Source organism: Mycobacterium sp. SMC-11, assembly GCF_046250095.1.
GTDB classification, from domain to species: Bacteria; Actinomycetota; Actinomycetes; order Mycobacteriales; family Mycobacteriaceae; genus Mycobacterium; species Mycobacterium heraklionense_A.
This window is the reverse complement of record NZ_CP176430.1, coordinates 276,016-299,013: the sequence shown is the minus strand read 5'-3', so window position 1 is coordinate 299,013 and position 22,998 is coordinate 276,016. Positions and strand designations below refer to the sequence as shown.

Sequence of the window (22,998 nt, the reverse complement as noted above, 5' to 3'; positions counted from 1 at the left end):
CGAACGGGACTACGCTGCAAGGATGGTTCAGCGAAAATTCCTGGAGTGGCCGGTAATCCGGCAACTGCGCACCGGTGACGTGTTCGGCCGCGGGCCGGCGGTCACCTCCGAGCACACCCGCAACATCGCGCCGCGAACCGCCACCGCCGACCGAGTGGTGAGCAGCGTCTGCCCCTATTGCGCGGTCGGCTGCGGCCAGCGCGTCTACGTCAAAGACGAGAAGGTCGTGCAGATCGAGGGCGATCCCAATTCGCCGATCTCACGGGGGCGGCTGTGCCCGAAAGGGTCGGCGAGTGAACAGCTGGTCAACTCGCCCGGCCGGCAGATCACCGTGCTCTACCGGGCGCCCCGCGCCACGGGCTGGCAGCCGCTGGAGCTCGACACCGCGATCGACATGGTGGCCGAGAGGTTCATCGCCTCGCGGCGCAACGCATGGCAGGACCACGACGCCGATGGGCGGCCGTTGCGGCGCACCATGGGCATCGCCTCGCTGGGCGGCGCGACACTGGACAACGAAGAGAACTACATCATCAAGAAACTCTTCACCGCCGCGGGCGTGATACAGGTCGACAACCAAGCTCGTATTTGACACTCCGCCACGGTTCCCGGTCTGGGAGCCTCCTTCGGTCGCGGTGGAGCGACGCAAACCCTGCAAGACATGGCGAATGCCGACTGCATCGTCATCCAGGGTTCGAACATGGCCGAGTGCCACCCGGTGGGGTTCCAGTGGGTGGAGGAGGCCAAAGCCCGCGGCGCGGTGGTAATCCACGTCGACCCGCGGTTCACGCGCACGTCGGCGGTGTGCGACAAGCACATTCCGATCCGGGCCGGCTCCGACGTGGTGCTGTTGGGTGCGCTGATCAACCACGTGCTCACCCACGACCTGTGGTTCCGTGAGTACGTGCTCGCCTACACCAACGCCGCGACCCTGGTCAGCGAGGACTTCCGCGACACCGAGGACTTGGGCGGGCTGTTCTCCGGCTTCGATCCGCAGACCGGGCAGTACGACCCGTCGAGTTGGGCCTATCAAAGTCGAGGAGCCGGCGAGGAGGACATCGAATCACCCGGAGGCGGCCACGAGCACGGGGCCAGTGCGTCGGCGCGCTCGGTCGGTGAGACGTTCGGCAGCGGTGGCCCCGCCCTCGAACATGCCCGCGTGCAGCGCGACGAAACGCTGCAACACCCGCGTACGGTGTTCCAGATCCTCAAGCGGCACTACGCGCGCTACACACCGGAGATGGTTCGCGACGTCTGCGGTATCGACACCGCGATGTTCGACTATCTGGCGCGCGCAGTGACGGCCAACTCGGGGCGCGAACGCACCACGTGTTTCGCCTATGCGGTGGGCTGGACGCAGCACACCCTGGGCGCGCAGTACATCCGCACCGCGGCCATCCTGCAGCTGCTGCTGGGCAACGTGGGCCGGCCGGGCGGCGGGATCATGGCGCTGCGCGGGCACGCCAGCATTCAGGGCTCCACCGATATCCCCACGCTCTACGACATGCTGCCCGGCTATCTGCCGATGCCCAAGGCCGGGCGGGACGACACCCTGCGCCAGTACCTGGACCGTGTCGGGTCGAAGAGCCAGAAGGGGTTTTGGGCCAACGCCGACGCCTATCTGGTCAGCCTGCTCAAGGCGTGGTGGGGGGACGCCGCAAGCGCCGACAACGACTGGGCGTTTGACTACCTGCCCCGGCTGACCGGACCACACGGCACCTATCAGGCGGTGACCGGAATGCTGAATGACGAAGTGGAGGGCTACTTCCTGCTCGGCCAGAACCCGGCCGTCGGTTCGGCCAACGGCCGGCAACAACGATTGGGCATGTCGCACCTGAAGTGGCTGGTGGTGCGGGATCTGAACCTGATCGAGTCGGCCACCTGGTGGAAGGACGGCCCGGAGATCGCTTCCGGTGAGCTGTGCACCGAAGATAACGAGACCGAGGTGTTCTTCCTGCCGGCGGCCAGTCACGTGGAGAAGGCCGGGACGTTCACCCAGACCCAGCGTCTGCTGCAGTGGCGCCATCAAGCCGTCGCCCCGCCGGGGGACTGCATCAGTGAGCTGGAGTTCTTCATCAAGCTGGGCAACCGAATTCGCGCCCGCCTGGCCGGGTCCACCGATCCGCGGGACCGCCCGCTGTTGGATCTGGTCTGGGACTACCCGGTCGATGAGCACGATGACCCCGATCCGGAGTTCGTGCTGGCCGAGATCAACGGCCATCAGTTGGCCGGTCCCGATGCCGGCCGGTGCATCTCGGGTTTCACCGAGCTGCGCGCCGATGGGTCCACCGCCGGCGGCTGCTGGATCTACTCCGGGGTGTACGCCGGCGGCGTCAACCAGGCCGCCCGCCGGGTGCCTCGTGGCGGGCCGAGCCCCAGCCAGTCCGAATGGGGCTGGGCCTGGCCGGCGGATCGGCGAATCCTCTACAACCGCGCCTCGGCGGATCCGGACGGGGTGCCGTGGAGCGAACGCAAACGCTACGTCTGGTGGGACGAGCAACTGCGCCGATGGGTGGGCAACGACGTGCCCGACTTCGTGGTCGACCGTGCGCCGGGCGCCCGACCGGATCCGGCGTTGGGCGGTCCGGATGCGTTGGCCGGCGACGACCCGTTCGTCATGCAACCCGACGGCAAGGGTTGGTTGTTCGCACCCAAGGGCGTGGTGGACGGGCCGCTGCCCACCCACTACGAGCCCCAGGAGTCGCCGGTCGCCAACGCGGTCTATCGTCAGCAACGCAACCCCGCCCGAATCACGTTCCCCCGCAAAGACAACCTGTCGGCACCCAGTGCCGGTGAGCCGGGAGCGGATGTCTATCCCTACGTGTTCACCACCTACCGGCTCACCGAGCATCACACCGCCGGCGGCATGAGCCGCTGGCTGCCGTACCTGGCCGAGCTGCAGCCGGAGATGTTCTGCGAGGTCTCGCCCGCGCTGGCCGCCGAGCGGGGTCTGGAGAACTTCGGCTGGGCCACCATCATTTCGCCGCGGGCGGCGATCGAGGCCCGGGTGTTGGTGACCGACCGGATGACGCCACTGATCGTGGGTGGACACACGGTGCACCAGATCGGGCTGCCGTATCACTGGGGGGTCGGCGGCGACGCGGTGGTCAGCGGCGACGCCGCCAACGATCTGCTCGGGGTGACCCTGGACCCCAACGTGCAGATCCAGGAATCCAAAGCCGGCTCGTGCGATATCCGGCCGGGTCGACGGCCGCACGGCGAGGCGCTGCTGCGCCTGATATCTGAGTATCAAAGCCGTTCCGGCACAACACCGGAGACCGGCAATGCCGCTATCGATCCAGAAGGGCGGGACTGATGGGCCAACTGTCCGGACCGACCGACCCCGCCGCCGACGCCAAGTGGTCGCCGCAACACCCACGCAAAGGGTTCTTCACCGACACCTCAATCTGTATCGGCTGCAAGGCCTGCGAGGTGGCGTGCAAGGAGTGGAACCACAACCCGCAGGACGGCCCGCTGGAGTTGCTCGGGTCGTCCTACGACAACACCGGCGCGCTGGGCGCCAGCACCTGGCGGCATGTGGCGTTCATCGAGCAGAGCCGTGACCGCATCGAGGAAGCCCGCGAATCCGGCCGACGGTTGGTCAGCCTGGGTCTGCCGACGATGCCCGGTGAGACGGCGGAGGCCGCTCCGCCCGACACCGATCAGTTCCGCTGGCTGATGGCCTCGGACGTCTGCAAGCACTGCACGCACGCGGGGTGCCTGGACGTGTGCCCCACGGGCTCGCTGTTCCGCACCGAGTTCGGCACGGTGGTGGTGCAGGCCGACGTCTGTAACGGCTGCGGCAACTGTGTGCCGGCATGCCCGTTCGGAGTGATCGAGCGCCGCACCGACGGCACCGCCGCACCGAAGACCGGCCGCGGCCCAGAACCGGTGCCCAACACCGGGGTCGCCCAGAAGTGCACGCTCTGCTACGACCGGCTGGTCGACGGGCAGACGCCGGCGTGCGCGCAGACCTGCCCGACGGAGTCCATCCGGTTCGGCGATCACAACGACCTGGTGCAGCGGGCCCGGCAGCGGGTGGCCCAGTTACATGCTCAGGGCCGCACCGAGGCCCGGCTCTACGGCGCCAACGAGCATGACGGTGTCGGCGGCACCGGCTCGGTCTTCCTCTTGCTCGACGAGCCGGAGGTCTACGGGCTACCGCCCGACCCGCGGGTGGGCACCGCCGACCTGCCGACGATGTTCAAGCGCTCGGCACTGGCCGCGGCCGGCATGCTGGCCGCCGCGGCGGTCGCCTTCTTGGGGGGACGCTGATGAGCACGGTGTCCGAAGGCCCCCGCCGCGGCGGAGGCAGACGCCGACGCCGCGGCGGGGGCGACGGTGGCCGTGAGATGCCGATGGTCCCCGACGTGCAGTTCAGCTCCTACTACGGCCGTCCGGTGGTCAAACCCGCACCGTGGTCACACGAGATCGCCGCCTACCTGTTCCTGGGCGGACTGGCAGGCGGCTCCGGTCTGCTGGCCGCCGGCGCCCAGCTGACCGGCCGAAAAGTATTGCGGCGCAACTCCCGGCTGGCGGCACTGGTCGCGATCGTGTTGAGTGCGGCGGCCCTGATCAGCGACCTCGGCCGTCCGGAGCGCTTCGTCAACATGCTGCGCACCATCAAACTGACGTCGCCGATGAGCCTGGGTTCGTGGATCCTGTCGGGGTTCGGCGCCGGGGCGTCGGTGGCGGCGGCCGCCGAGGTGGATCGGTTGACCGGCCAGCGGTTACCACTGGGCCCGCTGCGCGGCGTGTTGCACGCGGCGGAGGGGCCGGCCGGATTGGAGGCTGCGGTATTCGCGGCGCCGCTGGCCGTCTACACCGCGGTATTGCTAGGCGATACCGCCACCCCGACCTGGCATGGCGCGCACCGCGATCTGCCATTCGTGTTCGTCAGCTCGGCAAGCCTGGCCTCGGGCGGCCTGGCCATGCTGACCACCCCGGTGCGCGAGGCCGGCCCGGCCCGGCGCTTGGCCGTGCTCGGGGTGCTCGGTGATGTCATCGCCACCCGGGCCATGGAACATCGGATGGACCCGATCGCCGCCGAGCCGCTGCATGAGGGCCGGGCCGGGGCAATGCTGCGATGGAGCGAACGGTTGGCAATAGCCGGAGGTGTCGGGACGGTCCTGGGCGGACGCCACCGCGGCGTGGCGGCGTTGTCGGGGCTGGCGCTGCTGGGCGCCTCGGCGCTCACTCGTTTCGGGGTGTTCGAAGCCGGCATGGCCTCGGCGAAGGACCCGCGTTACACCATCGAGCCGCAGAAGCGCCGGCTGGCGGCGCGGCAGGCGGCGGGGATCACCGGGGATTCGATCACCACAGTTGATTAACGCCTGCCGGGATGTCTCAGCCGAGCTGGTGTAGCTGAAATGGCCTGGAAGACAGGGCGCTTCCCGGGCACTCGCCATCGGAGCTGGTCGTGACCACACCGTTGAGAGACGTCGGGTCGATCGATACCCGGATGATCGCCGGCGCGTAGCTACCGTCCGCGCAGATCCCGCCATCCGGCTTGGTGACGCTGAACTGCCAGTGCCCGTCGACCAGGTTCATGGGACTGGTCCAGCCCTGGTTACTGGAGACGGTGCCGTTGCAGTCGGACTGGCTACAGCTGGTGGCGATGGTCCAGGCGAACTCCTGGTCGGCACCCTGGTATTCACCGTTGAGTAACGGCGGATCAGCGTAGGCCGGCCCGGCGGAGATAACTGCGGCCGCGCACACGGCCACCGCCCGGAACGAGTTGCGAACAGTGCGCTGAGAAAGGTTCATGGTGATCGAGGAACCTATCAGAGTTCCAGCTCACACGACGTCAATTCCGCTGCCCGCCACGGTATGTCCGATCACCGGGTGGCCGGGCAGCTCTCCGACGACCAGCAGGCCCCCGGAGGTCTGGGCGTCGGCCAGCAGCAGCAGGTCGTCCTCGGTGACCCCGGGGCCGGGGCGCAGGTGCGGACGCACCCAATCCAGGTTGCGGCGCGTGCCACCGGAGACGTAGCCATCGCGCAGCGCTTCGTGTGCGCCGGCGATCATCGGCACCGCAGATCGGTCGAGCACCGCGCCCACCCCCGACGCACGGCACATCTTGTACAGATGGCCGAGCAGCCCGAAACCGGTGACGTCGGTGGCCGCCCGCACCCCGAGCGACAGTGCGGCTTCGGCGGCGTCGCGGTTGAGTCCGACCATGGTCACGATCGCGTCGTCGAACACCTCGCCGGTGCGCTTGTGCCGGTTGTTGAGCAGCCCCACCCCCAAGGGCTTGGTCAAGGTCAGCGGTAGGCCAGGCTGCGCGGCGTCGTTGCGCAGCAACTTGTTCGGGTCGGCCACCCCGGTGACCGCCATGCCGTACTTGGGCTCGGGGTCGTCGATGGAATGGCCGCCGATCACCGGGCAGCCCGCCTGCTGCGCCACCGCCAGACCGCCGCGCAGCACCTCCGTCATCAACTCCAGGGGCAGCGTTTCCCGCGGCCACCCGACCAGATTGATCGCGACCACCGGGCGTCCGCCCATCGCATAGATGTCCGAGAGCGCATTGGCGGCAGCGATCCGGCCCCAGTCGTAGGCGTCGTCGACGACGGGGGTGAAGAAGTCCGCGGTGGACAGCACCGCGAGGTCGTCGCGCACCAGCACGGCCGCGGCGTCGTCGCCGTCGTCGAGACCGACCAGAACGTTCTCGCCGGACTGTCCGGTCAGGCCGCGCACCGCCTCCTCCAGCTCGCCGGGGGGAATCTTGCACGCGCAGCCGCCGCCGTGCGCGTAGCCGGTCAATCGCAGTTCGGTCATGCGTCAATGATCAGGTGGTCGCCGGCCGCGCGGGAGATGCAGATCAGCATGTCTCCGTCGGCACGTTCGGTATCGGTCAGGGTCTGATCTCGATGGTCGACCTTCCCGCCGAGCACCCGCACCCGGCAGGTGCCACAGAATCCCTGTTTGCACGAATAGGGGGTGGCGGGCTGGACCTGCAAGATCGCGGCCAACGCGGTCTGCTCGGCGCCGACGGCAACGGTGGTGTCGCTCTTGGCGAGGGTGACGGTGAACGGTTTGCCGTCGAGAACTGGTGGGGCAGAGAACCGTTCATAGTGCAGCTCGACATCGGTACGGCCGATCAGCCCCTGACGGAGCACCTCAAGCATGGCCGGCGGACCACACGCGTACAGCGCCGTCGGCACCGGCGCGTCGCCGATCAAGTCGGCGGCGGTCGGGAGCCCGTGCGCGTCGTCGGTGCGTACGGCCACCTTGTCGCCGAACTGTTGCACCTCATCGATGAACGGGATGGTGTCGGCCGAGCGGCCGGTGTAGATCATCGACCAGTCCAGACCCAGGCGCTCAGCGGCGCGCATCATCGGCAGGATCGGTGTGATCCCGATACCGCCGGCGACGAAGCGGAGACGCTGGGCCGGCGATCCAAAACCGGGAACGGCCATCGGCATGCCGTTGCGGGGCCCCTTGATCGTGACCGTGGCGCCGGGCTGCAACGTGTCGTGCACCTCGATCGACCCGCCGCCGCCGTCGGGGATACGGCGCACCGCGATGCGGTAGCTGTCGGAGTCGGCGGGATCTCCACACAGCGAGTACTCCCGCATCTTGCCCGAGGGCAGCAGCAGGTCCAGATGCGCACCGGGTGTCCAGCGGGTCAGCGGCTTGCCGTCGGTGGCCACCAGGGTCAGCGCGACCACGTCTTTGTCGTGCGCCACGATCTCACGCCGGGCCACCCGTAACTCGCGCGTGCGATCAGGCTCGGCCAGCTTCCAGCGCCGCATCAACACGCTGAACGCCGGGAACGCGATCTTGGCCAGCAGATTCGAGACCCGCAACAGGGGGTCGTGGCGCCACCGCCCGTACAGCTGCGGCGGAACGTCGGTCGGGATCTCGCCCAGCGGCCGAAATCGTGATCCCGCGTCGTGTCCCGACGTCGTCAACGCCGCGCCCTGCGTGCTGCCGGCGACGTCGCCATGTAGGCGACGGCCTGCGCGGTGGAGCCGATCGACGCCGGGTCGAACGACGGTTTGAAATAGACGACGGTGTATTTGAGCACCTGCCGCAGCTGGGGCAGGATGTTGCGCCGCGACCCGCGCAAGTACTGCCGCCACAACCAGAAATAGGAATGGCTGATGGTGTCATCGGAGCGGCACATGAAGCCGATCGCCCGGTGAATCATCAACACCAGGTAGGCCAGGCTGACCACCATCGCACGGCACCGGTTCAGGTAGCCGGGGTGAAAATAGTTCGCCACATCGTGTGCCACGCAGCGATGTTCGATCTCCTCGGCACCGTGCCAGCGGCAGATGTCGGCCATCGTCGGGTCCACGTCGTAGTCGTCCCACGCGCAGTTCAGCACGAAGTCGCCCAGGATCGCGGTGTAGTGCTCGATCGCGGCGATCAGCCACAGCCGCTGCACCATGTCGTTGTATCGGGTGCGGGCGAACCGCTGGCTGCGCGGCGCCAGCAGCTTGCGGAACAAGTACTCGAACTGCCGCAGGATGGGCCCGGTGTCGACGCCACGCGCTTCCAGGAACTCGGTCACCGCCTTGTCGTGGGACTCGGCGTGCATGGCCTCCTGGCCGATGAAGCCGCGCATGGCCCGCGCCAGATCTTCGTCTTTGACATACGGCAGCGCCTCGTTGAAAACCTCGCAGAACCACCGCTCGCCCTCGGGCAGGATCAGGTGCAGGATGCTCACCACATCGGAGGCCACCGGCTCGTCTTTGATCCAGTGCAGCGGGGTCTGTGACCAGTCGAACTCGACATTGCGGGCGTGGATCTCCACGCCGGCCGGCTCGTAGATGTGCCCGCCCACCGCAGGCTTTGTTTGGCTCGTCATGATCACGGCCTCCTTCGGGGTCATGCTACCCACGATTTCGGCGCGTTTTTCTCCGCTGAGCGGTCATTACCGCGCCGAAATCGCTGAAGGTTTAGGTTGATCAGCGGAGGCGTCTGAGTCCTGGTGGGTTCCCCGGTCTTCAAAACCGGTGAGGCCGAGTAGCTCGGCCTGGCGGGTTCGATTCCCGTCCGCCTCCGCCAGCTGCGTATCGCCAGGAGGAGCCGTGACCGACGCCGATCCGCGCCGTGCCATTCCGCGTACCGATGCGCTGTTGATGCTGCCTCCGGTTCGCGCGGCCCGTGCCCGGCTGGGCGAGCATGTGGTCCGCGGTTTGGTACGTGACGCCCAGGATCGAGCGCGACGCGGCGATCTGGCACCGGAACAAGTCGAAAGCGCTGTGCTAGAAAGCCTTTCCGGCCAGAGGGGGACGACGTTGCGGCCGGTCCTCAACGCCACCGGAGTGGTGGTGCACACCAACCTGGGCCGGGCGCCGCTGTCAGCCGCGGCGGTCGAGGCGCTGGTGGCGGCCAGCGGCTACGTCGACGTCGAGCTGGACCTGGCCACCGGCGCACGCTCCAAGCGGGGGGTCGCGGCCCGGGCCGCGCTGCTGGCCGTCTGCCCGGCCGCCGAGGACGCGCTGGTGGTCAACAACGGTGCCGCCGCCCTGGTGCTGGCCACCACAGCCCTGGCCGCCGGCCGAGAGGTGGTGGTCAGCCGGGGCGAGCTGATCGAGATCGGGGCCGGCTTCCGTCTCCCGGACCTGATCGCCTCCACCGGGGCGAGGCTGCGGGAGGTCGGCACCACCAACCGCACCCACCTGCGCGATTACGCCGAGGCCATCGGGCCCGCGACCGGCTGCATCCTCAAGGTGCATCCCAGCAATTTCGCCGTGCACGGGTTCACGGCATCGGTGGGGTTGGCGCAATTACGGCCACTGGCAACCGAACACGAGGTGGCCTTGGTAGCTGATCTGGGCAGCGGACTGCTGTCCCCCGATCCGCTGTTACCCGACGAACCGGATGCGGCGACCACGCTTGCCGACGGCGCCGATATCGTGACCGCCAGCGGCGACAAGCTGCTCGGCGGGCCGCAGGCCGGACTCGTGCTGGGCCGGACCGCGATCATCGCCCAGCTCGCTCGACACCCGTTGGCCCGCGCGGTTCGCGCCGACAAACTCACCCTGGCCGCCCTCGAAGCCACCGTGTCCGGTGCCGCCGCCCCGGTGACCCGAGCGCTACACGCCGACCCCGACCAGTTGCATGCGCGCGCCGACCGACTGGCAGCCGCGGTCGGCGCCACCGTCGTCGTCCACGACGGCCGCGTCGGCGGCGGCGGCGCTCCGGGAGTTCCGCTGCCGGGCTGGGCGGTCCGGCTGCCCGAAGCGGCGGCCGCCGCGCTGCGCACCGGCGATCCCGCGGTGCTGCCCCGAGTGCACGACGGCGCCTGCCTGATCGATCTGCGCTGCGTGCCGGAAACCGACGACGGACGGCTGCTGGCCGCGGTGCGGGCTGCACTCGACCGGATCGGGTGAGCGTGTTTGTCCATGTTTGTTATAGCCACCGCCGGCCACGTCGACCACGGCAAGTCCACCCTGGTGCGGGCGCTCACCGGGATGGAACCCGATCGTTGGGCCGAGGAGCGCCGACGCGGACTCACCATCGACCTGGGTTTCGCCTGGACCGCACTGCCATCGGGCCGGCGAGTGGCTTTCGTCGATGTCCCGGGTCACGAACGGTTTCTACCCAACACCTTGGCCGGCCTGGGACCGGCTTCGGTGGTGTGCTTCGTGGTCGCCGCCGACGAGGGCTGGCGCGCGCAGTCCAATGATCACCGCGACGCCATTGCGGCCCTAGGCATTACGCACGGACTGGTGGTGCTGACCCGCATCGACCGGGCCGGCGATCAACGTGTCGCCGAGGTGTCCGAACAGGTCCGCACCGAACTGGCCCAGACGGGTCTGGCTGACGCCCCACTCGTCGCCGTGTCCGCGCTGAACGGTACGGGCCTGGACGCACTGCGTGCTGCGCTCGACGACCTGCTGGCCGAGATCCCGGAGCCTTCGAGCACGGGGCGTGTTCGGTTGTGGGTGGACCGCTCGTTCACCATCACCGGGGCCGGGACGGTGGTCACCGGCACCCTGACCGCGGGCGCGTTGGCCACCGGCGATCACCTGCAGGTGCTGGATCGTGGGCATGCGCGTGCGGTGGTGATCCGCGGGCTGCAGAGTTGCGGCGAGACGCATTCGGCACTGCGCCCCATGGCGCGGGTGGCGGTCAATCTGCGCGGGGTGTCGTCTGGCGAGGTGCGCCGCGGGGACGCCCTGGTCAGCTCCGATGCGTGGCTGACCACCACCGTGGTCGACGTTCGACACCGCACCGGTTGCCCCCTGCCCGAGGCACCCGAGCGACTCGTGGTGCACCTGGGCACGGCCGCGGTGCCCGCCCGGCTGCGAGTCCTGGATGCACAGCATGCCCGAATCACTTTGGAAAGCCCGCTGCCGCTGATGTTTTCGGATCGTCTGGTACTGCGCGACCCGGGGGGCCGTCGAGTGCTGGGCGGGGTGGTGGTGCTCGACGCCGATCCGCCTGCCTTGCGGCGACGCGGTGACGCGGCCCGGCGAGCCGACGAGCTGGCCGGCACCGATCCGACCGACCAGGCCGGCCGGGTCCTGGCCGAGGTGGCCCGCCGCGGTGCGGTGGCGCCACGCCAACTGCAGTTGCTTGGGTACGAGCTCCCCCCGGTCCCGCCGGAGGTGACGGTGATCGGCGGCTGGTGGGTGCACGCCGCGGCACATGAGGCGTGGCGGGACCGGCTGCGGAGCGCCGCGGGTGAACTGCGGGAGCGCGATCCGCTGTCCGCCGGGCTGTCCCGGGGCGCGGCGGCCGATCTGCTCGCGCTACCCGATCTCGCACTGCTTGACGAACTGGTAAACGCCGCGGGGCTGGAACAACATGGCGGATTGATTCGGTTGCCGGACGGCCATGGTGATCTCGGCCCTGTCGAGGACGCGATCGCCGAGTTGGAGTCTCGGCTGGCGGCATCGCCGTTTCACGCCCCGGAAGCCGACGATCTGGCCGCGCTGCACCTGGGGATACGGGAGCTGGCGGCTGCCGAACGCGTCGGGCGGCTGTTACGCCTGGCCGAGAATCTGGTGCTGCTGCCGACTGCTCCGGCGTTAGCGATGCGTGAATTAGCAGCGCTGACACAGCCTTTCACCGCCACGCAAGCCAAGCAGGCGCTGAACACCACCCGACGGGTGGCGATCCCCTTGCTGGAATATCTCGATGCGCGCGGCTGGACCCGCCGGATCGATTCGGTCCACCGGGAAGTGGTGCGCTGATCGGCGACATACGGTTTGCTATCACCATGATCGGCACGTCGCGACTGCGAGCCACCCTATGGGCGATCCTGCAGACCGCGCTCGCCGCGGGCATGGCTTGGTACTTGGCCCGCGACGTGCTCGGCCATACCGCCCCGTTCTTCGCGCCGATCGCTGCCGCGGTGTGCATGTGGGCGACGAACGTGGTCCGCGCCCAGCTCGCAGCCGAGATGGTGGTCGGGGTGGGCCTGGGAATCGGAATAGGCAGCTTGGTAAACATGCTGCTGGGCACCGGACCGATCGCGATGACCGTGGTCGTCCTGGTCGCGCTGTCTGCCGCGTTGCTGATCGGGCGAGGTTTCCTGCAGCACCGTCCCATGTTCGTCAACCAGACGGTCATCTCGGCCATCCTGGTGTTGGCGCTGCCGCACAGCGGTATCGGAACGGAGAGGCTGTTCGACGCACTGGTCGGCGGCGGGATCGCGGCGATCTTCAGCATCGTGATCTTCCCCAGAAACCCGGTAGCTGTCCTGGCCGATGCCCGAATCGAAGTCTTGGCATCCGTGCACGACATCCTCACTCAGACGCATTGCCGCACCGGCGATTCCGACTGGATGCTGTCAGTCGCGGCTGCGCTGCACGACCGTCTGGCACGCCTGACCGAAGCGCGCGGTACCGCCGAACAGTTGGCGCGAGTATGCCCGCTTCGCTGGTCGCTGCGGACCGCGACCCGCACCGCCGACCAGCAGGCCGCGCAACTGTCCCTGCTGGCCACGTCCGTCGTGCAACTGGCACGCACCATCATCGGGACCGCCGAACCGCTCGACGCACCGGTCCAGCAAGCAGTCGGCGAGCTTGCCACGGCGGCCGCTGCCCTCACCCATGACGAGCCCGCTGCCGCGACGGCGCACACGACGGCGGCCCGCAGTCACCTGGTGGTCGCACGGTCCAGCAATGCGGCGTTGCTGGCCGCCGCCATCGACACCTGCATCGACGAACTCGACCGCGTGATCGGCCTCGCGCCGCAATGACGCAGTAGTTAGGTGCTGGCCGGAACCCGCCGGTCAGCTGCCGTCCTGGGCGTGACGTGCTCTTCGTCGCCGGTGAATTCCTTGGTCCAGCAGGCGAATTCCAGCGTGATGCCGTCGGGGTCCTGGAAGTAGAAGGAGCGGACATACACCCCCGGGTGCAACGTCGGGCTCGCCTGCCACTCGGACTCGTCGTGGTTGAGGACCGGGCCGACTCGCACGCCTTTTTCCTTCAGCCGCTGACGGTAGGCGTCGAACTTGTCCGCCGGCACATGGAAGGCCAGGTGGTTGAGCGTGCTGACGGCGCTGGTGATCTCGCCGATTCCGGGGATGGCCGCCGGCGAGGAGATACCGGGCACCCGATCCGGGGCATCGCGGAACCAGAAAAAGGCCACGCAGTCGCCGTTTCCGGCATCGAAGAAGAAGTGCTGACCGATGCCCGCGGGCAGATCCAGCGACTTGATCAGGGGCATGCCCAGGGTGTTGCTGTAGAAATCGACGGTGCGTTCCATGTCGGAGCACACCATCGCAACGTGGTTGATCCCGCTGATTTCAAATTCGGTGTTGACGCCGTGCGGCTTGATCATGGGCGGACACTCCTCTGGTCAAGATCTGAAACTGAATCTAACATCAGATTCAGGTTTGATCCAGCCCTACCAAGACAGGAAGTGCGTTCCGGTGTCGACCAGCCCCGAGCAGCCCGGCCACCGCGACCCGTTGCCCACCCACCGGGGTCGACGCACCCAAGCCGCGATCGATGCCGCGGCACGCGCGGTGATCGCCCGCAAGGGAGTGCTGGCGGCCACCATCGCCGACATCGCGGCCGAGGCAGGTCGATCGGCAGCATCGTTCTACAACTACTACGACTCCAAAGAGGCGATGGTCCGCGAATGGGCGCTGCGCTTCCGCGACGAGGCCGGCGAGCGCGCATCCAGCATGGTGCGGCACGGGCTGACCAACCGCGAACGGATCGAGCAGGCCACGGCCGCGCATTGGTACACCTACCGCAACCGGTTGGCCGAGATGGTCGGCGTCTCCCAGTTGGCGATGGTCAACGACGACTTCGCCCGGTATTGGGCGGAGATCTGCGCGGTTCCCGTCGGCCACATCACCGAAACGGTGAAGCGCGCCCAAGCCGAGGGGTATTGCACGAATGACGACCCGGCGCTGCTCGCGGTGGCGATCGTGTCGATGCTCAACCAGTTCTGTTATGTCCAGCTGGCCACGCCCCGCGACGACGACGGTCCCGACGACGCAGCGTGTATTCGCACGCTGGCCAACGTGTTCTATCGGGCTATCTACACCGAGGAGAATCCCTGAGCATGGCGTTGAGAGTCCTGGCGCACTTTATTCCTGGTCCTAAGGTCGAGGAATTCGTTGCACCCGAGTCTGATTGGCTGGACATCCGGTGGTGCGCCGCCGACGACGACGTCACGTTCCGCCGCGAACTGGCCGACGCTGAAGTGCTCTGGCACGTGCTGCGACCGCTCTCGGGCGACGACCTGCGCAGCGGGCCTCGGCTTCAACTGGTGCACAAGTTCGGCGTCGGCATCAACACCATTGACGTCGACGTCGCAACCCAGCGCGGCATCGCGGTGGCCAATATGCCCGGTGCCAATGCCGCGTCGGTCGCCGAGGGCGCCGTGCTGCTGATGCTCGCCGTGCTGCGCCGACTGCTGCCGCTGGATCGCGCCACCCGCGAGGTTCGTGGTTGGCCGACCGACCCCGATCTCGGCGAGCGCTGCCGCGACATCGGAGGCTGCACCGTCGGCTTGGTCGGCTTCGGCAGCATCGCCCAGCGAGTGGCCGGGATCGTGGCCGCCATGGGCGCGCAGGTGCTGCACACCAGCACCCGCGACGACGGCACACCCGACTGGCGGTCCCTGCCCGAACTGCTGGCCGCCTCGGACATCGTCTCGCTGCACGTTCCGCTAACCGACGCCACCGAATGCCTGATCGATCGGGCTGCCCTGGCGCGCATGAAACCCGATGCGGTGCTAATCAACACCGCGCGCGGACCGATCGTCGACGAAGCCGCGCTGGCCGACGCGCTACGCGGCGGGCGGCTGGCCGGGGCCGGGCTCGACGTGTTCGCCGTCGAGCCGGTGACCGCCGACAATCCACTGCTCGGGTTGGAGAACGTGGTGCTGACCCCGCATGTCAGTTGGTACACCGCCGACACCATGCGGCGTTACCTGACTGCCGCCGTCGACAACTGCCGCCGGCTGCGCGACGGGCAGCCGTTGACCCATGTCGTCAACCGACCGTAGTAAACCAACCGACTGGTTGTTAGATTCACTACACGTACACACCGAAAGGCGTCATCAATGCCGATAGCGATCACTTCTGAGCACCAGGACCTCGCCGATTCCGTGCGATCCTTCGTGGCCCGCGCCGTGCCATCCGAGATGCTGCACGCCGCGATGGACACCCCGATCCAGAACCCGCCGCCGTATTGGCGGGCGGCCGCCGAGCAAGGCTTGGCGGGTGTGCATCTGGCCGAGGATGCCGGCGGCCAGGGTTTCGGAATCCTGGAACTGGCGGTGGTGCTCGCCGAGTTCGGCTACGGGGCAGTGCCCGGACCGTTTGTGCCGTCGGCAATCGCCAGCGCCCTGATCGCCGCAAACAATCCGTCCGCCGCCGAGCTGAGCGGGCTGGCCAGCGGAGAGGTGATCGCCAGCTACACGATCAATCCGGGGCTGACCGGCACCGCCGCGGGGTCGGGCCTGGTGATCCGCGGTGAGGCCCGTGCCGTCGCAGCCGCTGCTGAAGCGTCGCTGCTGGTAGCCCCCGTGGCGGTCGACGGCGCCGAGGTGTGGGTGGTGCTGCGCGCCGACCAGCTCGAGATCGAGCCGGTGGCAAGCGTGGACCCGCTGCGCCCGATCGCCCATGTGCGTGCCGACGGCGTGGAGGTCGACAACGCTGCGGTGCTGGGTGACCTCCCGCCGGCGCGTGCACACGCGCTGATCTCGACGCTGCTGTCTGCGGAGGCGGTCGGGGTGGCACGCTGGGCCACCGACACCGCGGCGGATTACGCCAAGATCCGCGAGCAGTTCGGCCGGCCGATCGGCCAGTTCCAGGCCATCAAGCACAAGTGTGCGGAGATGATCGCCGACACCGAGCGGGCCACCGCCGCGGTGTGGGACGCCGCCCGCGCAATCGACGAGGCGAACGAAAATGGTTGGGAGGCTGCGGGTTCGACGGTCCAGTTCGCGACGGCCGTGGCGGCCACCCTGGCGCCCAGCGCCGCGCAGCACTGCACCCAGGACTGCATCCAGGTGCACGGCGGAATCGGCTTCACCTGGGAGCACGACGCGGGCGTGTACTACCGGCGGGCGCTGATTCTGGCGGCTTCCTTCGGCTCCCGTTCCGCCTACCCCCAACGGGTGGTCGACACCGCCACCGCCGGTGGGATGCGCAAGATCGACATCGACCTGGACCCAGACACCGAGAAGCTGCGCGCTGAGATCCGGGCCGAGGTCGCTGCCCTCAAGGCCATGGCGCACGACGAGCGCACGGTCGCGATCGCCGAGGGCGGCTGGGTGTTGCCCTACCTGCCGAAGCCGTGGGGTCGGGCCGCCGAGCCGATCGAACAGATCATCATCGAACAGGAATTCTCCACCGGTCGGGTGCGTCGCCAGGCGATGGGTATCGCCGCGTGGCTGATCCCGTCGATCGTGGCGTTCGGCACAGAAGAGCAGAAGCAACGTTTCCTGCCCGCCACGTTCCGGGGCGAAATGATCTGGTGCCAACTGTTTTCCGAGCCCGGCGCCGGTTCAGACCTGGCCAGCCTGACCACCAAGGCAACCAAGGTCGACGGCGGCTGGCGGATCAGCGGCCAGAAGATCTGGACGTCGGCCGCGCAGTTCTCCTCGTGGGGAGCCCTGCTGGCCAGGACCGACTCGAGCGCCCCGAAACATGACGGCATCACCTACTTCCTGCTGGACATGAAGGCCGAGGGCGTGACGGTCAGCCCGCTGCGTGAACTCACCGGCGGGGCGATGTTCAACACAGTGTTCATTGACGACGTGTTCATCCCGGACGAGTTGGTGCTCGGCGAGGTGAACCGCGGCTGGGAGGTCAGCCGTAACACGCTGACGGCTGAGCGGGTGTCCATCGGCGGTTCCGAGATGCCGTTCCTGGCAAGCCTCGACGGCTTCGTGGAGTTCATCCGGGATGGCCAGTTCGATGGCGGCGAACAGCGCCGGGCCGGCCAGTTGATCGCCGAAGGGCACGCCGCCAAGCTGCTCAACCTGCGCTCGACGCTGCTGACCCTGGCGGGCAAGGACCCGATGCCGGCAGCGGCGGTCTCCAAGCTGCTGTCGATGCGCACCGGGCAGGGCTACGCCGAGTTCGCGGTGGGCACGTTCGCCGGTGATGCCGCGATCGGCGACCGGGAGCAGCTGCCCGGCAAGTGGGCCGAGTACCTGTTGATGAGCCGCGCCACCACCATCTACGGCGGCACCTCGGAGGTCCAACTCAACATCATCGCCGAGCGTCTGCTGGGCCTCCCCCGCGATCCGTAGTTCCGCGAGAAGTCGTGAAAGCCCCCAAATCTACTGGAATTTGGGGGCTTTCGCGTCTGCTCGGCGCAAGGGGATTGCGCTGCTAGCATGGCGGCGAGATCACCAGGACCGACTGCCTCAGGACTGCTACGTGACCGCTGACGCTGCTGACGAAACCAAGATCCCCGAACACCAGTTCAATACCGCCGCACTTTTCGCACTGCCCGTCCGCCTGGTCATCGGCTGGACATACTTCTCTGCCTTCTGGAGACGAGTCGGCCTCGAAGACAAGTTGAATCCGGACGTCCCTGGCTATGTCGGCGAGAAGTTCAACCACTTTCTCCCGAATGCGCTTGGCATCGGCCCGATCATCGAACATCTCCTGACCCATCCCGGCCTGCTCGCCGTGGCCATGACGGTGTTCACCATCGTGGAAGGCATCGTCGGGATCTGCGTGATCATCGGCTTGTTCACCAGGATCATGAGCTTGGCCGTGCTGGGGTTGGCGTTCGGCATCCTGGTCAGCGCCGGCTGGCTGGGCACCACCTGCCTCGACGAGTGGCAGATCGGCATCCTGGGCGTGGCCAGCGGATTCATGCTGTTCTTGAGCGGCGGCGGACGCTATTCGGTGGATCGTGTCCTGTCCGCGAGGTATCCGCGGCTCGCACAGCGAACGTGGCTCAACTGGCTCACGTCCGGCGCGGTCACCGTCAAAACGCCAGCGGCGCTCGTCGGTTCGCTGGTCATTCTGGCGTTGGCATTGTTCACCAACCAACAGTTCCACGGCGGGGTGTACGGCCCGCTACACAATAAGTCGGTCGCGCCGAAAATCGAGGTCTCCGAAGCCCGGATCGCCGGCAACAGCCTGCAATTCCAGCTCTACCGAACCGAAGGCGCGGACGTCTACGGCTCATTCCTGATCGGCGTCAGCGTCGTCGACGACACCGCCGGCAATACCGTCGTGCAACTGGACGGTGCGCAGCTGAGCCGACTGCCCGAGGCGGCGATCGCCAACCGCTACGTGGCCAAGGTGAAACCCGGTGCGCACAGCCTGATCGTCCCGCTGGGCGCCAAAGCACAGCTGACCATCGACACCGGGCCGACACGGTGGGACGGCGCGCATTCCTACACGCTCGTCCTCACCGATATCAGCGGCGCCACCTGGAAGCGGAAGATCGAAACCGTCTCCTGAGCGAACGCGGAAGGCGCGCGCCCTACAGGTCGCGGAGTTCGCGCTTGAGGATCTTGCCGGTGGGATTACGCGGCAGCTCCTCGAGGAAGACCACCTCCCGGGGCACCTTGTAACGCGCCAGGTGCTCTTTGACGTAGACCTTGATCGTGTCCTCGTCGACGCTGGAGCCTTCCTTGCGCACCACGAAGGCCCGCAGCCGTGCGCCCCACTCCTTGTCCTCGACGCCCAAGGCGGTCGCCTCGATCACGTCGGGGTGTCCGCTGATCAAGTCCTCGACTTCGGCAGGGAAGACGTTCTCGCCGCCGGAGACGATCATCTCGTCGTCGCGGCCGCTGACGTAGAGCAGGCCGCGCTCGTCGAAGTAGCCGACGTCGCCCGAGGACAGCAGGCCGTCGATGATCTGCTTGCCGCCGCCACCGGTGTAGCCCTCGAACGGGAAGAAGTTGCCGACGAAGATCCGCCCGACCTGACCCCGCGGCAGTTCGTTGCCGTTGTCGTCGAGGATCTTGACCTTGACGCCCTTGACCACCGGCCCCACCGTCGCGGCGTTGTGCTGCAGGTCGGCGGGACCCGCGATGGTGGCAAACGCGACCTCGGTGGAGCCGTACATGTTGTAGATGACCGGCCCCAGGTCCTTCATGGCCCGCGTCGCCAACTCGGCACCGAGCTGCGACCCGGAGACGAACACGATCCGCAGGCTCGACAGGTCCGGCTTGGGACTGGTCTTCTCCAGCTGGTCGAGGATCCGGGACAACATGACCGGGACGACGACCATGCCGGTCACCTTGTGCTTTTCCAGGTCCTCCAGCACGGTGGCCGGCTTGAAGCGGCGCCGCAGCACCAGCGTCGAGCCGAAGAACATGGCCAGGGTGCCGTGCAGATAGCCCAGCGCGTGGAACATCGGCGACGGCAAGGACGTCACTTCACCGGCACGGAACGGAACGTGCGACAGGATGCCGCCGATCGGCGCGAGCGTGGGCGGTGTACTGCGGTTGGCGCCCTTGGGGGTACCGGTGGTGCCGGAGGTCAGGATGATGATCGAGGCGTGCTTGGTGATCTTGGGGGCGGGCGCCTTGCTGCTGCGCGCGATCAGCTGCGCCAGCGTCTCGTCGGTGCTTCCCGAAGGCTCCTCGGTATCCGGGTTGACGCCCAGGGCCCGCAACTTGCCCAGCGTCGGTTCGGCCTGCGCCACGGCGGCGGTGTATTCGTCGTCGTAGATGATCAGCTTGGCGCCTTCGCGTTCGGAGACGTCCTTGATCTGCGGGCCGGAGAATTCGCTGTTCAGCAGGATCAGCCGCGCGCCGACCCGGGCACAGCCGTAGTTGGCGATCAGGAACCAGCGATGGTTGCGTGCCAGGATCGCCACGCCGTCACCGCCACGCACGCCCATCGCGAGCAGGCCGTTGGCCACCGCGTTGACAGCGTCGTCCAACTCCTTGAACGTGATGCTGCCGTCGTCGTCGATCACGGCGACGCCGTTCGGGTTACGACGGGCGTTCAGCGCGGGAATCATCCCCAGCTCGCCCCAGCGCGCTCCGTCGGCGAGTGCACTGGCGATGACCCGTGGGGACTCCAGCTTCAACGCGCCGGACTGCAGGATCTTGCGCAGGTAATGCAACTCGGCGCCACCGCGTTCGAGATAGCGACCGAGCTTGTTCGCAGCCTGACTGGGCAGGTCAGTGAGCTTAGCCATGGGACAACCTTATGTGACGCAGATCGCCGTCGGGCGGCGGATGGCGGCCTCTCATTAACATGACCTCATGGCCGGCGGGATGTCGCTGGAGGTTGCGGGACACCGGGTGGTGGTCACCCACCCGGAAAAGTTGGTGTTTCCAGGTGGACGAGGTTCCACCCCGCGCACCAAGATCGAGCTGATCCGCTACTACCTGTCGGTGGCCGACGGTGCGCTGCGCGGGGTGGCCGGGCGGCCAATGATCCTCAAACGCTTCGTCGACGGCATCGACGCCGAGGCCATCTTCCAGAAGCGGGCACCGGCCAACCGGCCGGATTGGGTATCGGTCGCAGAGTTGCACTATGCATCGGGCCGGTCGGCGCAAGAGGTCGTCGTCGACGACGCGGCCGGGCTGGCCTGGGTGATCAACCTGGGTTGTGTGGATCTCAACCCGCACCCGGTGCTCGCCGGCGACCTCGATCATCCCGACGAGCTGCGGGTCGACCTCGATCCGATGCCGGGAGTCGGCTGGTCGGAGATCGTCGAGGTGACCCTGCTGGCTCGTGAGGTACTGGCCGACCACGGGCTGACGGCGTGGCCGAAGACGTCCGGCTCGCGAGGCATGCACATCTACGCACGGATCGCTCCACGCTGGGAGTTCTCGCAGGTGCGGCTTGCGGCACAGGCGGTGGCCCGCGAGATCGAGCGGCGCGCACCGCGGTTGGCCACCAGCCGGTGGTGGAAAGAGGAGCGGCACGGCGTCTTCGTGGACTTCAACCAGAACGCCAAGGACCGCACGGTCGCCTCGGCGTACTCGGTGCGGGCCACCGATGACGCCCGGGTGTCGACGCCGCTGCGTTGGGATGAGGTCGCCGAGGTCGACCCGGCGGCGTTCACGATGGACACGGTGCCGGATCGCTTCGCCCAGATCGGCGACCCGTGGGCAGGCATGGACGACGCCGTCGGCGGGCTGGAGTCACTGTTGGAACTGGCCGAAGCGCAGGGCCCGGCGGAGAAGGCGCCGCGCGGCGCACGCAAGAGCGTCGACGGCCGGCGGACGTCACCGCTGCCGTTGATCGAGATCGCCCGCACCAAGACGCGCGGCGAGGCGATGGCTGCCCTGGACGTCTGGCGGGAGCGGCATGCCGACGCGGCGAAACAGCTTGCCCCGGAGGATGTTCTGCTCGATGGCATGCGTGGTCCGAGTTCGATCTGGTACCGGGTCCGCATCAACCTGCAGCACGTCGAAGAGGCGCAGCGCCCACCCCAGGAGGAGTTGATCGCCGACTACAGCCCGTGGGGCCGCAAGGACGCGAAGGGCTGACCCGCGGTCAGGGCACGGTGATGCCGGCGGCCAGGTTCGCCGCGACTTCGGACTCCCAACAGCTGAACGCATGGGTGGTGTCAACTTCCACCTCGAACCGGTCGGTCATGTCGGGGGTGACGTCCGCGGCGTCGACGTAGAACTGCTCATACCACCGGCGCAGCTGGTACACCGGGCCGTCGTCTTCGGTGAGCAACGGGTTCTCGACGGGTGCCTTGTGCCGCCAGATCTCGACGTCCTCCAAGAATCCCGCACCGAACGAGCGGCTCATCGCCGCGGCGAGTTTGGCGGCCTTCTCCGCCGGCAGGTTCGGCATCTGTTGGACGGCGACGCCCCACTGCAGCATGAAGGAGTTCTGCGTGACGGGATAGTGGCAGTTGATCAGCGCGATCTCGGCGGTGAAGTCCGGCGCGAGGTCGTTGTGCAGCCAGTTGATCATGTAGGCCGGCCCGAAGTAGGTCGCCTCGGAACGCAGGTAGGTGCCCTCCCACAGCTTGTCGGCGCCCGGGGAGTCAGGCCGAACCTTGCTCTCCATGTACTGGCTAGCGCAGCTTCCCTCGATGACGTTCTTGAAGTAGGTCGGATACGAGTGGTGGATGTAGAAGAAGTGCGCCATGTCGACGATGTTGTCGATGATCTCTCGACAGTTGGCGCCTTCGATCAGGACCGAATCCCATTGCCACGGCGACCACTTGCCCGCGTCCATTCCTTCGATCTGAGGCGGCGTCAGTTCCGCCGGGGGCGTCGAGCCCTCCGGGTCGTGCCACATCAGTAGTTGGCCATTGACCTCGCAGGTGGGCCAGCGGCGGGTGCGCGCCGTCCGTGGCGGCCGCTTGGCGTAGGGCACGTCAACGCACCTGCCGGTCGCGCCCTGCCAGTGCCAGTCGTGGAACGGACAGGCCAGGGTGTCGCCCTTGATGGTGCCCCGGGACAGGTCAGCGCCCATGTGACGGCAGTAGGCATCGAGCACGTGCACGTCACCACTCGAGTCGGCGAACACCACCAGCCGAGTGCCAAACGCGTTGATGCCGTGCGGCTTACCGTCCCGGAAGGTCTCGGCCAGCCCCAGGCAATGCCAGCCGCGGGCATACCGATTCTTGGGGGTACCGTGGTCCAACTCGCGGATCGCGCATTCGCTCATCGCCT

The 22,998-nt window shown here is 67.8% G+C and carries 18 protein-coding genes and 1 tRNA gene; 12 read left to right on the top strand and 7 right to left on the bottom strand.

The window, feature by feature from the left end:
* Positions 1-22 precede the first annotated feature (22 nt).
* The 3 genes from fdh to nrfD are packed head-to-tail and all read left to right on the top strand — an operon-like array spanning position 23 to position 5,327.
* On the top strand, positions 23-3,313 hold the full coding sequence (gene fdh, locus ACKY0X_RS01395) for a formate dehydrogenase (protein WP_409428008.1): 3,291 nt from the start codon (positions 23-25) through the stop codon (positions 3,311-3,313).
* Entirely contained in the window at positions 3,313-4,272 is a 960-nt protein-coding gene (locus tag ACKY0X_RS01390) for a 4Fe-4S dicluster domain-containing protein (protein WP_409428007.1), read from the top strand. The genes fdh and ACKY0X_RS01390 overlap by 1 nt, the downstream gene beginning before the upstream one ends.
* Positions 4,272-5,327 carry an NrfD/PsrC family molybdoenzyme membrane anchor subunit gene (gene nrfD / locus ACKY0X_RS01385; RefSeq protein WP_409428006.1) on the top strand — a complete coding sequence of 352 codons (1,056 nt, stop codon included), beginning with the start codon at positions 4,272-4,274 and terminating at the stop codon, positions 5,325-5,327. The genes ACKY0X_RS01390 and nrfD overlap by 1 nt, the downstream gene beginning before the upstream one ends.
* Before the next feature lie 16 nt (positions 5,328-5,343).
* On the opposite strand, the gene ACKY0X_RS01380 is transcribed toward nrfD, so the two are convergent.
* From ACKY0X_RS01380 to ACKY0X_RS01365, 4 genes are read right to left on the bottom strand one after another with little or no spacing between them, the layout of a single operon-like run.
* A complete protein-coding gene (locus ACKY0X_RS01380; RefSeq protein ID WP_409428005.1) occupies positions 5,344-5,763 on the bottom strand; it encodes a hypothetical protein in 420 nt (139 codons plus the stop codon).
* Positions 5,764-5,793: 30 nt separating this feature from the next.
* On the bottom strand, positions 5,794-6,774 hold the full coding sequence (gene selD, locus ACKY0X_RS01375; protein WP_409428004.1) for a selenide, water dikinase SelD: 981 nt from the start codon (positions 6,772-6,774) through the stop codon (positions 5,794-5,796).
* Positions 6,771-7,910, bottom strand: coding sequence for a PDR/VanB family oxidoreductase (locus tag ACKY0X_RS01370; RefSeq protein WP_409428003.1), 1,140 nt, complete (start codon positions 7,908-7,910; stop codon positions 6,771-6,773). Before ACKY0X_RS01370 ends, selD begins: the two co-directional genes overlap by 4 nt.
* On the bottom strand, positions 7,907-8,812 hold the full coding sequence (locus tag ACKY0X_RS01365) for a metal-dependent hydrolase (RefSeq protein WP_409428002.1): 906 nt from the start codon (positions 8,810-8,812) through the stop codon (positions 7,907-7,909). Before ACKY0X_RS01365 ends, ACKY0X_RS01370 begins: the two co-directional genes overlap by 4 nt.
* A 105-nt stretch (positions 8,813-8,917) precedes the next feature.
* Here ACKY0X_RS01365 and ACKY0X_RS01360 point away from each other — a divergent pair.
* The 4 genes from ACKY0X_RS01360 (at position 8,918) to ACKY0X_RS01345 (ending at position 13,162) form a co-directional block, all read left to right on the top strand.
* Positions 8,918-9,012, top strand: a tRNA-Sec gene (locus ACKY0X_RS01360).
* A 23-nt stretch (positions 9,013-9,035) separates the two neighbouring features.
* A complete protein-coding gene (gene selA, locus ACKY0X_RS01355; protein ID WP_409428001.1) occupies positions 9,036-10,343 on the top strand; it encodes an L-seryl-tRNA(Sec) selenium transferase in 1,308 nt (435 codons plus the stop codon).
* A 12-nt stretch (positions 10,344-10,355) separates the two neighbouring features.
* Entirely contained in the window at positions 10,356-12,152 is a 1,797-nt protein-coding gene (gene selB / locus ACKY0X_RS01350) for a selenocysteine-specific translation elongation factor (protein ID WP_409428000.1), read from the top strand.
* 26 nt (positions 12,153-12,178) lie between these two features.
* A complete protein-coding gene (locus ACKY0X_RS01345) occupies positions 12,179-13,162 on the top strand; it encodes an FUSC family protein (RefSeq protein WP_409427999.1) in 984 nt (327 codons plus the stop codon).
* Between the two features lie 8 nt (positions 13,163-13,170).
* Here ACKY0X_RS01345 and ACKY0X_RS01340 read toward each other — a convergent pair whose 3' ends face one another.
* The gene (locus ACKY0X_RS01340) at positions 13,171-13,746 is read right to left on the bottom strand and encodes a VOC family protein (RefSeq protein ID WP_409427998.1); all 576 of its coding nucleotides are present in this window, start codon (positions 13,744-13,746) and stop codon (positions 13,171-13,173) included.
* A 91-nt stretch (positions 13,747-13,837) separates the two neighbouring features.
* On the opposite strand from ACKY0X_RS01340, the gene ACKY0X_RS01335 reads away from it, so the two are divergent.
* From ACKY0X_RS01335 to ACKY0X_RS01320, 4 genes are all read left to right on the top strand, one after another.
* On the top strand, positions 13,838-14,479 hold the full coding sequence (locus ACKY0X_RS01335; RefSeq protein WP_409427997.1) for a TetR/AcrR family transcriptional regulator: 642 nt from the start codon (positions 13,838-13,840) through the stop codon (positions 14,477-14,479).
* 2 nt (positions 14,480-14,481) lie between these two features.
* Entirely contained in the window at positions 14,482-15,429 is a 948-nt protein-coding gene (locus tag ACKY0X_RS01330) for a 2-hydroxyacid dehydrogenase (protein WP_409427996.1), read from the top strand.
* 57 nt (positions 15,430-15,486) lie between these two features.
* Entirely contained in the window at positions 15,487-17,685 is a 2,199-nt protein-coding gene (locus tag ACKY0X_RS01325) for an acyl-CoA dehydrogenase (RefSeq protein WP_409427995.1), read from the top strand.
* A 130-nt stretch (positions 17,686-17,815) separates the two neighbouring features.
* Positions 17,816-18,856 (top strand): TQO small subunit DoxD, encoded by a 1,041-nt coding sequence (locus tag ACKY0X_RS01320; RefSeq protein ID WP_409427994.1) that lies wholly within the window; start codon positions 17,816-17,818, stop codon positions 18,854-18,856.
* Positions 18,857-18,878: 22 nt separating this feature from the next.
* Here ACKY0X_RS01320 and fadD2 read toward each other — a convergent pair whose 3' ends face one another.
* Entirely contained in the window at positions 18,879-20,549 is a 1,671-nt protein-coding gene (gene fadD2 / locus ACKY0X_RS01315; RefSeq protein ID WP_409427993.1) for a long-chain-fatty-acid--CoA ligase FadD2, read from the bottom strand.
* 67 nt (positions 20,550-20,616) lie between these two features.
* Between fadD2 and ACKY0X_RS01310 the strand changes: the two genes are divergently transcribed.
* Complete coding sequence (locus ACKY0X_RS01310) at positions 20,617-21,852, top strand: DNA polymerase domain-containing protein (RefSeq protein WP_409427992.1); 1,236 nt, start codon at positions 20,617-20,619, stop codon at positions 21,850-21,852.
* A gap of 7 nt (positions 21,853-21,859) precedes the next feature.
* Here ACKY0X_RS01310 and ACKY0X_RS01305 read toward each other — a convergent pair whose 3' ends face one another.
* Positions 21,860-22,993, bottom strand: a complete 1,134-nt coding sequence (locus tag ACKY0X_RS01305; protein ID WP_409427991.1) for a Rieske 2Fe-2S domain-containing protein — start codon at positions 22,991-22,993, stop codon at positions 21,860-21,862.
* Between the last annotated feature and the right edge of the window lie 5 nt (positions 22,994-22,998).

What these genes read in the sequence shown, in the direction of transcription:
- fadD2 (WP_409427993.1), bottom strand. Translation starts at nt 20,549, where the DNA reads ATGGCTAAGCTCACTGACCTGCCCAGTCAGGCTGCGAACAAGCTCGGT.
- selD (WP_409428004.1), bottom strand. Translation starts at nt 6,774, where the DNA reads ATGACCGAACTGCGATTGACCGGCTACGCGCACGGCGGCGGCTGCGCG.
- ACKY0X_RS01345 (WP_409427999.1), top strand. Translation starts at nt 12,179, where the DNA reads ATGATCGGCACGTCGCGACTGCGAGCCACCCTATGGGCGATCCTGCAG.
- ACKY0X_RS01305 (WP_409427991.1), bottom strand. Translation starts at nt 22,993, where the DNA reads ATGAGCGAATGCGCGATCCGCGAGTTGGACCACGGTACCCCCAAGAAT.
- ACKY0X_RS01380 (WP_409428005.1), bottom strand. Translation starts at nt 5,763, where the DNA reads ATGAACCTTTCTCAGCGCACTGTTCGCAACTCGTTCCGGGCGGTGGCC.
- selB (WP_409428000.1), top strand. Translation starts at nt 10,356, where the DNA reads ATGTTTGTTATAGCCACCGCCGGCCACGTCGACCACGGCAAGTCCACC.
- ACKY0X_RS01310 (WP_409427992.1), top strand. Translation starts at nt 20,617, where the DNA reads ATGGCCGGCGGGATGTCGCTGGAGGTTGCGGGACACCGGGTGGTGGTC.
- ACKY0X_RS01325 (WP_409427995.1), top strand. Translation starts at nt 15,487, where the DNA reads ATGCCGATAGCGATCACTTCTGAGCACCAGGACCTCGCCGATTCCGTG.
- ACKY0X_RS01340 (WP_409427998.1), bottom strand. Translation starts at nt 13,746, where the DNA reads ATGATCAAGCCGCACGGCGTCAACACCGAATTTGAAATCAGCGGGATC.
- nrfD (WP_409428006.1), top strand. Translation starts at nt 4,272, where the DNA reads ATGAGCACGGTGTCCGAAGGCCCCCGCCGCGGCGGAGGCAGACGCCGA.
- ACKY0X_RS01390 (WP_409428007.1), top strand. Translation starts at nt 3,313, where the DNA reads ATGGGCCAACTGTCCGGACCGACCGACCCCGCCGCCGACGCCAAGTGG.
- ACKY0X_RS01365 (WP_409428002.1), bottom strand. Translation starts at nt 8,812, where the DNA reads ATGACGAGCCAAACAAAGCCTGCGGTGGGCGGGCACATCTACGAGCCG.
- ACKY0X_RS01330 (WP_409427996.1), top strand. Translation starts at nt 14,482, where the DNA reads ATGGCGTTGAGAGTCCTGGCGCACTTTATTCCTGGTCCTAAGGTCGAG.